General features: G+C 53.4%; 10 protein-coding genes. All 10 read left to right on the forward strand.

What is annotated here, in order from left to right:
- Positions 1-27: 27 nt before the first annotated feature.
- Positions 28-903 (forward strand): prolipoprotein diacylglyceryl transferase, encoded by an 876-nt coding sequence (gene lgt, locus FDX03_RS14650; RefSeq protein WP_048213109.1) that lies wholly within the window; start codon positions 28-30, stop codon positions 901-903.
- A 6-nt stretch (positions 904-909) separates the two neighbouring features.
- Positions 910-1,704 (forward strand): thymidylate synthase, encoded by a 795-nt coding sequence (gene thyA, locus FDX03_RS14655; protein WP_005123418.1) that lies wholly within the window; start codon positions 910-912, stop codon positions 1,702-1,704.
- A gap of 183 nt (positions 1,705-1,887) precedes the next feature.
- A complete protein-coding gene (locus FDX03_RS14660) occupies positions 1,888-2,358 on the forward strand; it encodes a prepilin peptidase-dependent protein (protein WP_048213108.1) in 471 nt (156 codons plus the stop codon).
- A complete protein-coding gene (locus tag FDX03_RS14665; RefSeq protein WP_137346115.1) occupies positions 2,349-2,912 on the forward strand; it encodes a prepilin peptidase-dependent protein in 564 nt (187 codons plus the stop codon). Before FDX03_RS14660 ends, FDX03_RS14665 begins: the two co-directional genes overlap by 10 nt.
- Entirely contained in the window at positions 2,909-3,316 is a 408-nt protein-coding gene (locus tag FDX03_RS14670) for a DUF2509 family protein (protein ID WP_137346116.1), read from the forward strand. The genes FDX03_RS14665 and FDX03_RS14670 overlap by 4 nt, the downstream gene beginning before the upstream one ends.
- A complete protein-coding gene (locus tag FDX03_RS14675; RefSeq protein ID WP_048213105.1) occupies positions 3,301-3,624 on the forward strand; it encodes a prepilin-type N-terminal cleavage/methylation domain-containing protein in 324 nt (107 codons plus the stop codon). Before FDX03_RS14670 ends, FDX03_RS14675 begins: the two co-directional genes overlap by 16 nt.
- Before the next feature lie 12 nt (positions 3,625-3,636).
- A complete protein-coding gene (gene recC / locus FDX03_RS14680; RefSeq protein ID WP_048213104.1) occupies positions 3,637-7,005 on the forward strand; it encodes an exodeoxyribonuclease V subunit gamma in 3,369 nt (1,122 codons plus the stop codon).
- A gap of 178 nt (positions 7,006-7,183) precedes the next feature.
- Entirely contained in the window at positions 7,184-10,072 is a 2,889-nt protein-coding gene (gene ptrA, locus FDX03_RS14685) for a pitrilysin (protein ID WP_137346117.1), read from the forward strand.
- The gene (recB, locus tag FDX03_RS14690; protein WP_137346118.1) at positions 10,065-13,610 is read left to right on the forward strand and encodes an exodeoxyribonuclease V subunit beta; all 3,546 of its coding nucleotides are present in this window, start codon (positions 10,065-10,067) and stop codon (positions 13,608-13,610) included. The genes ptrA and recB overlap by 8 nt, the downstream gene beginning before the upstream one ends.
- Positions 13,607-13,719, forward strand: a 113-nt coding sequence (locus FDX03_RS23445; RefSeq protein WP_249357081.1) for a hypothetical protein, incomplete at its 3' end; no start/stop codon positions are given. The genes recB and FDX03_RS23445, both read left to right, overlap by 4 nt.

Consider the following 13,719-nt stretch of genomic DNA (forward strand, 5'->3'; position numbering starts at 1 on the left):
CGAAATAACAAGAACTTGTGGTGACAGATGACCAGTAGCTATCTGCATTTTCCGGATTTCGATCCGGTCATTTTCTCAATTGGACCCGTCGCGCTTCACTGGTACGGCATGATGTATCTGGTGGGGTTTATTTTCGCGATGTGGCTGGCGACGCGCCGGGCTAATCGCCCGGGCAGTGGCTGGACCAAAAACGAAGTAGAAAACTTACTTTATGCAGGCTTCCTCGGGGTCTTCCTCGGCGGGCGTATTGGCTACGTGCTGTTCTATAACTTCCCGCTGTTCCTTGATAACCCGCTGTATCTGTTCCGCGTCTGGGATGGGGGCATGTCCTTCCATGGCGGGCTTATCGGGGTGATTCTGGTGATGATTATCTTCGCCAAACGCACCAAGCGTACATTCTTCCAGGTCTCTGATTTTATTGCTCCACTGATTCCGTTTGGTTTGGGCGCAGGCCGCCTGGGTAACTTTATCAACGGTGAACTGTGGGGACGCGTTGACCCTAACTTTAAGTACGCCATGCTGTTCCCTGGCTCCCGCACTGAAGATATTTTATTGCTGCAAACCAATCCGCAGTGGCAGTCTATTTTTGACACATACGGCTCTTTGCCTCGCCATGCCTCACAGCTTTATGAGATGGCGCTGGAAGGGGTTGTGCTGTTTATCATTCTTAACCTGTTTATTCGCAAACCTCGTCCGATGGGCTCGGTTTCCGGTCTGTTCCTGATTGGCTATGGCGCGTTTCGTATTATCGTCGAATTCTTCCGCCAGCCGGATGCGCAGTTTACCGGCACATGGGTCCAGTACATCAGCATGGGGCAGATCCTGTCTATCCCGATGATTGTCGCAGGTATTATTATGATGGTTTGGGCGTACCGTCGCAGCCCGCAGCAACACGTTTCCTGAGGAACCATGAAACAGTATTTAGAACTGATGCAAAAAGTGCTGGATGAAGGCACACAGAAAAACGACCGCACCGGAACCGGAACGCTTTCCATTTTTGGTCATCAGATGCGTTTTAATCTGCAGGAAGGGTTCCCGCTGGTTACGACTAAACGCTGCCATTTACGCTCGATCATCCATGAGCTGTTGTGGTTTTTGCAGGGCGACACCAATGTTGCCTACCTGCATGAAAACAACGTCTCAATCTGGGATGAATGGGCTGATGAGAACGGTAATTTAGGTCCGGTGTACGGTAAACAGTGGCGTGCATGGCCAACACCGGATGGCCGCCATATCGACCAGATCACGACGGTGCTGAACCAGTTGAAAAACGACCCGGATTCCCGTCGTATTATCGTTTCCGCGTGGAACGTAGGCGAACTGGATAAGATGGCGTTGGCGCCGTGTCATGCGTTCTTCCAGTTCTACGTGGCGGATGGCAAACTCTCTTGCCAACTGTATCAGCGTTCATGCGATGTGTTCCTCGGTCTGCCGTTCAACATCGCCAGCTACGCCTTGCTGGTTCACATGATGGCGCAGCAGTGCGATCTTGAAGTCGGTGATTTTGTCTGGACAGGCGGTGACACGCACCTGTACAGCAACCATATGGATCAAACACATCTGCAGCTTAGCCGTGAGCCACGTGCGCTGCCGAAGCTGGTTATCAAGCGTAAACCTGATTCAATTTTCGACTATCGTTTCGACGACTTCGAAATTGAGGGTTACGATCCGCACCCAGGCATTAAAGCACCGGTCGCTATCTGATCGAGGCTAATCCTGTCACAACCGGCGCCTTATGCGTCGGTTTTTTTTGCCTTACATTCTATTCAGCGGCGTTGATTCCTGAAATTTTGCAACGTGATGTAATGCGATAAATATTCTCCGTAGCTTGCCGAAGAAGCTGAATTTCCCCCTCGTTATTAATTTCTCTCACGCCATACTGGCGACATGAAAAAACAACAAGGCTACACGCTTCTCGAAACCCTGATTGCAATGCTGATTGTCGCGGCGCTTGGCGCATCGGGGTTGTACGGTTGGCAGCGCTGGCAACAACAGCAGCGGTTATGGCAAACAGCCAGCCAGGTGCGGGATTACCTGCTGCAATTGCGCGAAGATGCTAACTGGCGTAATCGTGATCACGTCATCAACGTGCTCCGCGAAGGAGGAACATGGTGTCTGGCAAGCTCAGCGACGTCACAAACTTCGTGTCAGCCGGTTTCACCGTTGATTTTTACGCCACTCTGGGCTGATGTCGAGATGGCAGAGATAACACCGTCACTGGCTTTTTTTGGCCTACGTAATACCGCATGGGCCGGGCATATCTACCTGAAGAATGCTGCAGGTGAATGGCGTGTGGTGGTGTCTGGTTGGGGACGAATCAGGCTTTGCGAACGCGGTGAGGCGGATCAATGTCGGTAAGTGAACGTGGCTTTTCACTGCTTGAGGTGCTTATCGCTATGGTGATAAGCAGCATTTTACTCCTCAGCGCTGCGCGATTTTTACCTGCGCTGCAGCGAGAAATTTTGCAGAACACTCGTCAGCTAGTGCTTGAAGATGAGCTCTGGCAGCGGATGTATACCGTGGCGAAGCATCTCCAGCGGGCTGGCTATTGTCGGGGAAACTGTATCGGAGAAGGGCTGAAGATATCAGCCGCGGGAGACTGTGTGATTGTACGCTGGGATGCCAATAGCAACGGTGTTTGGGACGATATTCCGGCAAAGGAGGCCGATGCCGTTGGGTTTCGTGTTCAAGATAAGGTGCTGGAAACCTTGCGTGGCGCAACAACCTGCGTGGGAAAAGGTTGGGATAAAATGACCGATCCGGATTCTATTCAGATTGAGGTATTTCAGGTGGAGCGCCTGAATATCAGCGGATTTGCGCCAGTGCTTTCGTTGCACCTGCGCGGGAGAAGCAACGCCGAACCTCAAAAGGTCATTGAGGTATTCTATGACGTCACAGGATTCAACCTGTGAACCGTGAGCGAGGTGTTTCATCGCTTGCAATGGTGCTTTTACTCCTGGTACTTGGCAGTCTGTTGCTGCAAGGCGTAAGCCGACAGGAGGAGAGTTTTGCGTCGCGGGTGGCAACGGAAAGCCAGTCGCTACAACATCAGGCAGTGGTGCAATCCGCCATGGAATGGGCACGTATGCAGCCCTGGAGTTTGCAGATGGCAACGCAGTGTCGACGCTATTCCACACAGGGTGCGACAGTCTGCCTGCGTGCGCTCGACGACGATCTTGTGCTGCTTATTGCGCAATATGAAGGTATATCGCTATGGCGTCAGGGGATGATTATCGAGGGTACTATCGAATTCTCAGCGCATGGCTGGAGCGATTTCTGCCCGTTAAAGGTGCTGGCGTTATGTCTGATACCCTGAACAGACAGCGTGGTTTTAGCCTGCCGGAAGTGATGCTGGCAATGGTGCTGATGATTATGATCGTGACCGCGCTTTCCGGATATCAGCGGGCGCTGATGAAGAGCTTTTTAGTCAGAAGCCAGTATCAACAATTGTGGCATCACGCCTGGCAGCAAACGCAGTTGCATATGTATTCACCACCTTTAAACTGGCAAATTAACCGAATGCAGACAACGATAGCGGGATGTGTCAGCATCAATGTTAAAATTACTTCCCCTCTGGGCAGGCAGGGTCAGATGACACGACTGCACTGCCCAAATCGTCAGTAGTCAGGAGTTGCTATGTTAAGGGTCTACCACTCCAATCGTCTGGATGTGCTGGAAGCGTTGATGGAATATATCGTTGAGCGCGAGCGGCTGGACGACCCCTTTGAACCCGAGATGATCCTGGTTCAAAGCACCGGTATGGCGCAGTGGTTGCAAATGACTCTGGCACAGAAGTTTGGTATTGCCGCTAACATTGATTTCCCGCTGCCAGCGAGTTTTATCTGGGATATGTTTGTGCGTGTATTGCCGGATATCCCAAAAGAGAGCGCATTTAGCAAACAGAGCATGAGCTGGAAGCTGATGACGCTGCTACCTCAATTGCTGGATAACGACGATTTCGCACTGCTACGCCACTATCTCACCGACGACACAGACAAACGTAAGCTGTTTCAGCTTTCATCACGCGCTGCGGATCTGTTCGACCAGTATTTAGTCTACCGTCCTGAATGGCTGACGCAGTGGGAGGTGGGGCTGCAGGTGGAAGGGCTAGGAGATGCTCAGGCCTGGCAAGCGCCATTGTGGAAAGCACTGGTGGAATACACGGCTGAACTGGGACAGCCAGGCTGGCATCGTGCCAATTTATATCAGCGGTTTATTCAGACCCTGGAGAATACGTCTGACTGCCCACAAGGCTTGCCCTCGCGCGTCTTTATTTGTGGTATCTCCGCGCTACCGCCCGTGTATCTGCAGGCATTACAAGCGCTGGGTAAGCATATTGATATTCATCTGCTTTTTACCAATCCCTGTCGTTACTACTGGGGGGATATTAAAGACCCCGCTTATCTGGCTAAACTGTTGGCGCGTCAGCGTAGGCATAGCTTTGAAGAACGACATTTACCGCTGTTTCGCGATAGTCAGAATGCTGAAGGACTGTTTAACAGCGATGGTGAGCAGGATGTGGGGAATCCGATGTTGGCCTCATGGGGAAAACTAGGACGTGACTACATATATTTGCTTTCGGAATTGGAAAACAGCCAGGAGCTGGATGCGTTTGTCGACATTACTCCTGACAATCTTTTGCATAATATTCAAGCGGATATTCTGGAACTCGAAAACCATGCGGTGGCAGGAGTCAGCCTGGAGGAGTATTCGCGTAGCGACAATAAACGGTTGCTTGAGCCGAATGATACTAGCGTGACGTTTCATGTCTGTCATAGCCCACAACGCGAAGTGGAAATACTCCACGACCGGTTGCTGGCAATGCTGGAAGCAGACCCAACGCTGACGCCGCGCGACATCATCGTGATGGTGGCGGATATCGACAGCTACAGTCCATTTATTCAGGCTGTCTTTGGCAGTGCACCGGCCGATCGTTACCTGCCGTATGCTATTTCCGATCGCCGGGCACGTCAGTCTCATCCCGTCTTACAGGCGTTTATTAGCCTGCTTTCGCTACCGGACAGCCGCTTTGTTTCGGAGGATGTGCTGGCATTACTGGATGTGCCTGTGCTGGCTGCGCGTTTCAACATCAATGAAGAAGGGTTGCGCTATCTTCGTTTGTGGGTCAATGAATCTGGAATTCGCTGGGGCATTGACGACGACAACGTGCGCGAACTCGCGCTTCCTCCAACTGGCCAGCATACCTGGCAATTTGGTTTAACACGTATGCTGCTGGGCTATGCGATGGAAAGCGCACAGGGGGAGTGGCAGTCGGTATTGCCCTATGATGAGTCCAGTGGTTTGATTGCCGAGTTAGTCGGGCATTTGGCCTCGTTGCTGATGCAGCTAAACATCTGGCGCAGAGGGTTAGCACAGGAACGCCCGCTGGAAGAGTGGTTACCCGTTTGCCGGGACATGCTTAATGATTTCTTCCTGCCGGACGCGGACACCGAAGCGGCGATGACGCTGATTGAACAGCAGTGGCAGGCCATTATCACTGAAGGTTTGGGGGCCGAGTATGGCGAGGCCATACCGCTGTCTCTGTTACGTGACGAACTGGCGCAGCGTCTTGACCAGGAGCGCATCAGCCAGCGTTTCCTGGCAGGGCCTGTCAATATCTGTACGCTGATGCCGATGCGTTCTATCCCTTTCAAAGTGGTGTGCCTGTTGGGCATGAACGATGGCGTTTATCCGCGCCAGCTTGCGCCGCTGGGATTTGATCTGATGAGCCAAAAACCGAGGCGTGGTGACCGAAGCCGCCGTGATGATGACCGCTATCTGTTCCTCGAAGCCCTGATTTCGGCGCAACAAACGCTCTATATCAGCTATATCGGCCGCTCAATCCAGGATAACAGTGAGCGCTTCCCGTCGGTGCTGGTGCAGGAACTTATGGATTACATTGGGCAAAGCCACTATTTGCCGGGCGATGAATTACTCACTAGCGATCAAAGTGAAGCGAAAGTAAAAGCGCACATTACCCGTTTACATACCCGTATGCCCTTTGATGCACAAAACTATCTGCCAGGTGAGCAGCAAAGTTATGCTCGAGAGTGGTTGCCAGCGGCAAGTCTGTCAGGCAAAGCGCACACGGATTTTGTCCAGCCGCTCCCCTTTACAATGCCTGAAACCCTGACGCTGGAAACGCTGCAACGCTTTTGGGCTCATCCGGTGCGGGCGTTTTTCCAGATGCGCCTGAGGGTAAATTTCCGCTCTGAAGAGAGCGAAATCCCGGAAACAGAACCCTTTATCCTCGAAGGGCTCAGCCGCTATCAACTTAATCAGCAGTTGCTTAATACCCTGGTTGAAGAGAACGACGCTGAACGACTGTTTCGCCGTTTTCGTGCGGCGGGTGCGCTTCCCTATGGGCCATTTGGTGAAATTCTGTGGGATACGCAGCGTCAGGAGATGCAGACGCTGGCTGAACGCATTATCGCCTGTCGTCAGCCTTGTCAGAGCATGGAAATCGATCTTACCTGTAACGGCGTGCAAATCACCGGTTGGTTGCCGCAGGTACAAGAGGACGGTTTGTTGCGCTGGCGCCCATCTTTGATCAGCATTGCGCAGGGTGTGCAACTTTGGCTGGAACATCTTGTCTATTGTGCGAGTGGCGGTACGGGAGAAAGCCGGTTGTTCTTACGCAAAGACGGCGAGTGGCGTTTCCCTCCACTGGAGGCCGAACAGGCGTTACAGTATCTGTCGCAACTTATTGAGGGATATCGGGAAGGCATGTCATCGCCGCTACTGGTATTACCGGAAAGTGGTGGGGCGTGGATAAAAACCTGTTACGACGCCGTAAATGATGCCATGTTAGATGACGATGATACGTTGCAAAAAGCGCGCAGTAAGTTTCTGCAGGCCTATGAAGGCAACATGATGGTACGCGGTGAAGGTGATGACATCTGGTATCAACGTCTGTGGCGTCAACTGGATGCTGATACGCTGGAGACCATTGTTTTACAGTCTCAGCGTTACCTGTTACCGATTTTTCGATTTAATCAGTCGTGATGATTGTATAAAAATTGCGCAATTTGATGGCTTCCACTATGATGCGCTTTCTGTCACGGACTGATTCTTACAAAGAGAAGAGGCTGACGCGTTCAGCACAGAGTCTTGCCCTGTTCAGACCACGCTTAATGCGTTGTTTGCAGTGAACAGGTGAATACGTTAATGATGAGGTTTGTGAATGCCCCGCAGCACCTGGTTTAGCGCATTACTGTTGTTCGTCGCCCTTTGGGTTCCCGTAAGTCAGGCTGATACCGGTTGGCAGCCTTTAGCTGAAACCATCCGTAAAAGCGATAAAGACACCCGTCAGTATCAGGCCGTGCGCCTTGATAACGGTATGGTCGTATTGCTGGTATCCGATCCGCAGGCCGTGAAATCCCTTTCTGCACTGGTGGTCCCCGTGGGTTCGCTGGAAGATCCGGACGATCATCAGGGGTTGGCGCATTATCTCGAACACATGTGTCTGATGGGGTCGAAAAAATACCCGCAGCCGGACAGCCTGTCTGAATTCCTGAAAATGCACGGCGGCAGCCATAATGCCAGCACCGCGCCTTATCGTACGGCTTTCTATCTTGAGGTTGAAAACGACGCGCTGGTGGGGGCGGTAGATCGCCTGGCAGACGCTATCGCCGATCCGTTACTGGATAAAAAATATGCCGATCGCGAGCGTAACGCGGTTAACTCCGAGCTGACGCTGGCGCGTACCCGAGACGGGATGCGTATGGCGCAGGTGAGTGCGGAGACTATTAACCCGGCGCACCCTGGTTCGCGCTTCTCCGGTGGAAATCTGGAAACATTAAGCGATAAACCGGGTAATCCGGTGGTACAGGCGTTACACAAATTTCATGAAAAGTACTACTCCGCGAACCTGATGAAGGCGGTGATTTATAGCAATAAACCATTGCCAGAGCTGGCGCGGATAGCGGCTGACACCTTTGGTCGCGTGCCAAACAGAAATATCGAAAAACCGGAAATAACCGTCCCGGTTGTCACCGACGCGCAAAAGGGCGTCATCATCCACTATGTTCCGGCAATGCCGCGTAAAGTGCTGCGCGTCGAGTTTCGTATTGATAACAATAGCGCGCAGTTCCGCAGTAAAACCGATGAGCTGGTGACCTACCTGATTGGCAATCGTAGTCCGGGCACATTGTCTGACTGGTTGCAAAAGCAGGGGCTGGTTGAAGGTATTCGTGCGGACTCCGATCCGGTGGTCAACGGGAACAGCGGCGTGTTAGCCATTTCCGCGACGTTAACCGACAAAGGGCTGGCGAATCGCGATGAAGTTGTTGCTGCAATCTTTAGCTATCTCAACCTGTTACGTGAAAAAGGTATCGATAAACGCTATTTTGACGAACTGGCGCACGTGCTGGATCTCGATTTTCGTTATCCCTCTATCACCCGTGATATGGACTACGTTGAATGGCTGGCGGATACCATGATCCGCGTTCCCGTCGAGCATACTCTGGATGCGGTGAATATTGCCGACCAGTACGATGCCAAAGCCGTTGAGCAACGTCTGGCAATGATGACGCCGCAGAATGCGCGTATCTGGTATATCAGCGCGAAAGAGCCGCATAATAAAACTGCTTACTTTGTCGATGCGCCTTATCAGGTAGATAAAATCAGCGACAAAACCTTTGCCGACTGGCAGCAAAAAGCGCAGGGCATTGCGTTGTCATTACCGGAGTTGAACCCCTACATTCCTGATGATTTCACGCTGATTAAGGCGGATAAAAAATACGCTCACCCGGAACTGATCGTTGATGAGCCGGATTTACGCGTGGTGTATGCGCCGAGCCAGTATTTTGCCAGCGAGCCAAAGGTTGATGTCAGCGTGATACTGCGTAACCCGAAAGCGATGGACAGCGCCCGCAATCAGGTCTTATTCGCCCTGAACGATTATCTGGCGGGTATTGCACTCGACCAGTTAAGTAACCAGGCCGCAGTGGGAGGTATTGGTTTTTCTACTAACGCTAATAACGGCCTGATGCTTAACGCCAACGGCTATACTCAGCGTTTGCCGCAGCTTTTCCAGGCGCTGCTGAGCGGTTATTTCAGTTACACCTCAACAGATGAACAGCTGGAACAGGCGAAATCCTGGTACGCCCAGATGATGGACTCGGCGGAGAAAGGCAAAGCCTACGATCAGGCGATCATGCCGGTTCAGATGCTGTCTCAGGTACCGTACTTCTCACGCGATGAGCGCCGTAAGTTACTGACTTCCATCACCCTTAAAGAGGTAATGGCTTATCGCGACGCCTTGAAAACCGGGGCGCGTCCCGAATTCCTGGTGGTCGGTAATATGAGCGAAGCTCAGGCGAAAACCATGGCGCGGGATATCCAGAAGCAGCTTGGTGCGAACGGCTCACAGTGGTGCCGAAACAAAGATGTTGTGGTAGACAAGAAGCAGTCTGTCATCTTTGAAAAAGCGGGCAGTAGTACGGATTCCGCGCTGGCGGCGGTATTTGTGCCAACTGGATACGATGAGTACACCAGCTCAGCCTATAGCGCCATGTTAGGGCAGATTGTTCAACCGTGGTTCTACAATCAACTGCGTACTGAAGAGCAATTAGGTTATGCCGTCTTTGCTTTCCCAATGAGCGTTGGCCGCCAGTGGGGAATGGGCTTCCTGTTGCAAAGCAGCGACAAGCAACCGTCCTATCTCTGGGAACGCTATAAGGCATTTTTCCCCACGGCGGAAGCGAAGCTGCGGGCGATGAAAGCTGATGAGTTCGCACAAATTCAGCAGGCGATTATTGCGCAAATGCTCCAGGCCCCGCAAACGCTGGGGGCAGAAGCCTCGCAGTTAAGCAAAGATTTTGATCGCGGCAATATGCGCTTCGATTCACGTGATAAAATAGTGGCTCAGATTAAACTGCTGACGCCGCAAAAGCTTGCCGACTTCTTCCATCAGGCGGTGGTTGAGCCGCAAGGCATGGCGATACTGTCACAGGTTTCCGGCAGTCAGAACGGGAAAGCAGAATATGTGCACCCGGAAGGCTGGAAAGTGTGGCAGACCGTCAGCGCGTTGCAGCAAACCTTACCCCTGATGAGTGATAAGAATGAATGATGCCGCTGAGTCCCTTGATCCACTCCGCTTGCCCCTGACGGGCGAGCGCCTGATTGAAGCCTCTGCGGGCACCGGTAAAACCTTTACCATCGCCGCCCTGTATTTACGTTTACTGCTTGGACTGGGCGGCTCTGCCGCCTTTCCCCGTCCGCTGACCGTCGAAGAACTGTTAGTGGTCACCTTCACCGAGGCGGCTACTGAAGAGCTGCGCGGTCGAATTCGTAGCAACATCCATGAACTGCGTATTGCTTGCCTGCGTGAAACCACCGATAACCCGCTATACGCCCGTCTGTTAGATGAAATCGCCGATAAAAAACAGGCCGCCCAGTGGCTGCTATTGGCAGAAAGACAGATGGATGAAGCGGCGGTGTTTACCATTCACGGCTTTTGCCAGCGTATGCTCAGCCTCAACGCTTTTGAGTCAGGCATGCTGTTTGAGCAACAACTGATTGAAGATGAATCGCTGCTGCGCTATCAGGCCTGTGCGGACTTCTGGCGTCGACACTGCTATCCGCTGCCCCGTGACATTGCGCAGGTGATTTTTGAAACGTGGAAAGGACCGCAGGCGCTGCTGAGAGATATCGATCGCTATCTGCAAGGGGAAGCACCGGTTATCAAGGCTCCACCGCCCGCTGACGAAACGCTGGCAACCCGGCACGAACAAATCCTCGCGCGCATTAATCAAATTAAGCAGCAATGGCGTGATGCCGTTGATGAGCTGGATGGCCTGCTGGAAGCATCCGGGATCGACCGGCGTAAATTTAATCGCGGTAACCAGGGGAAGTGGATCGAAAAGATCAGCGCGTGGGCGCAGGAAGAAACCCAAAGCTATCAGCTGCCCGATGCGCTGGAGAAATTCTCCCAGCGTTTTTTAGAAGAGCGAACCAAAGCGGGCGGCGTAACGCCTCAGCACCCGCTTTTCGTCGCTATTGATCAACTGCTTGGCCAACCGCTGACAATCCGCGATCTGGTGATCACCCGGGCGCTGGCGGAGATCCGCACGGCGGTTGCCGAGGAGAAACGCCGCCGCGGCGAGCTGGGTTTTGACGATATGCTCAGCCGTCTGGATGCAGCGTTGCGCAGTGAAAGCGGCGATGCGCTGGCGACGGCGATTCGTACCCGTTTTCCGGTCGCGATGATTGATGAGTTCCAGGATACCGACCCGCAGCAATACCGTATTTTCCGCCGTATCTGGCAGCATCAACCGGACACCGCGCTGCTGCTGATTGGCGATCCGAAACAGGCAATTTACGCCTTTCGCGGCGCGGATATCTTTACCTACATGAAGGCGCGCAGCGAAGTCAGCGCGCACTATACGCTCGATACTAACTGGCGTTCGGCTCCTGGCATGGTCAATAGCGTGAATACGATTTTCAGCCAGATGAACGACGCCTTTATGTTCCGCGACATCCCCTTCAGCCCGGTAAAATCCGCAGAGAAAAACCAGTCGCTTCAATTTGTTTTACACGGTGAAACGCAGCCAGCCATGAGTATGTGGCTGATGGAAGGGGAAAGCTGTGGCGTAGGCGACTATCAGAACTACATGGCGCAGGTGTGCGCCACGCAAATTCGCGACTGGCTTAAGGCCGGGTATTCTGGCGCTGCGCAACTGGTCAGCGGTAAAACGTCCAGGCCGGTACGCGCCTCGGACATCAGCGTACTGGTTCGTAGCCGCCAGGAGGCGGCGCTGGTCCGCGATGCGCTGACGCAACTGGCCATTCCCTCTGTTTATCTCTCCAACCGTGACAGCGTGTTTGAAACGCTGGAAGCGCAGGAACTGCTGTGGGTGCTGCAAGCGGTGATGACGCCGGAGCGTGAGAACACGCTGCGTAGCGCGCTGGCAACCTCAATGATGGGGCTGAATGCGCAGGATCTCGAAGCGTTAAATAACGACGAAAATGCCTGGGATGCGGTAGTCGAGGAGTTCGATGGCTATCGTCAGATCTGGCATAAACGCGGCGTGATGCCCATGCTGCGCGCGCTGATGTCCGCTCGCCATATTGCGGAAAACCTGCTGGCGACGGCGGGGGGCGAACGCCGCCTGACCGATATTTTACATATCAGTGAACTGCTCCAGGAAGCCGGATCGCAACTTGAAAGCGAGCATGCGCTGGTGCGCTGGCTATCTCAGCATATTCTTGAACCCGACAGCAATGCGTCCAGTCAGCAGCTCAGGCTCGAAAGCGACAAGCATTTGGTTAAAATCGTCACCATCCATAAATCGAAAGGGCTGGAATATCCGCTGGTCTGGTTGCCGTTTATCACCAATTTCCGCGTCCAGGATCAGGCTTTCTACCACGATCGCAGCTCCTTTGAAGCGGTGCTGGATCTCAGCGATGCCGCGGAGAGCGTTGAGCTGGCCGAAGCGGAACGTCTGGCAGAAGACTTGCGCTTGCTCTATGTTGCGCTCACCCGTTCGGTATGGCACTGCAGCCTTGGCGTGGCGCCGTTGGTACGCCGTCGGGGCGATAAGAAAGGGGATACCGATGTGCATCAGAGCGCCCTTGGCCGCCTGCTGCAAAAAGGCGAGCCGATGGATGCCGCGGGTCTGCGTGGCGCTATTGAGGCGCTGTGCGGTGAGGATATCGCCTGCCTGACGCCGAATAAACCGGACGGTGAGCGCTGGCAGGTTGCACAGCCCGCCAGTTCTACGTTGAATGCAAAAATACTGCAGCGTACGCCTGGTGACAGCTGGCGCGTGACCAGCTATTCCGGTCTGCAACAGCGTGGGCATGGTATTGCGCAGGATCTGATCCCGCGACTGGATATCGATGCCGCAGGCGTCGGTGAGGTTATTGAAGAGTCAGGACTCACGCCGCATCAGTTTCCGCGCGGCGCTTCGCCGGGTACATTTTTGCATAGCCTGTTTGAAGATCTCGACTTCACCCAACCGGTAGAGCCGCATTGGGTCGAAGAAAAACTGGCGTTGGGCGGTTATGATGCACACTGGACGCCGGTTTTGACCGCATGGTTGGACGCCATTTTGCAGGCGCCTCTCAACGAGACCGGCGTGAGTTTGAGTCAGCTTTCCGCGCGTGAAAAACAGGTGGAGATGGAGTTTTATCTGCCGATTTCGCAGCCGCTGATGGCCAGCCAACTTGATGCGTTGATCCGCCAATACGATCCGCTTTCGGCTGGCTGCCCGCCGCTGGACTTTATGCAGGTTCGCGGCATGCTGAAAGGGTTTATTGACCTGGTGTTCCGCCACCAGGGGCGTTATTACCTGCTCGACTACAAGTCAAACTGGCTGGGCGAAGACAGTTCTGCGTATACCCAGCAGGCAATGGCCTCAGCCATGCAGGCGCACCGTTACGATCTGCAGTATCAGTTGTATACCCTGGCACTGCACCGTTATCTGCGCCATCGCATTGCTGATTACGATTATGAACGCCATTTTGGCGGCGTTATCTATCTTTTCCTGCGTGGCGTTGATAGTGAAAATCCGCAGCAGGGAATTTACGCTACCCGACCCGATGGGGAATTGATCGCGTTGATGGACGAGTTGTTTGCCGGTGCGGCTCTGGAGGAGATGCAATGACAATCCAGAAACGATTGCTGGAGGCCGTAGAGCAAAAACAGCTCCGTCCTCTGGATGCTCAGTTTGCGCTGGCGGTTGCCGGAAACGACAACCCTGCCGTTACGCTGGC

The sequence above is a fragment of the Citrobacter sp. wls827 genome, assembly GCF_005280875.1.
GTDB classification, from domain to species: domain Bacteria; phylum Pseudomonadota; class Gammaproteobacteria; order Enterobacterales; family Enterobacteriaceae; genus Citrobacter; species Citrobacter youngae.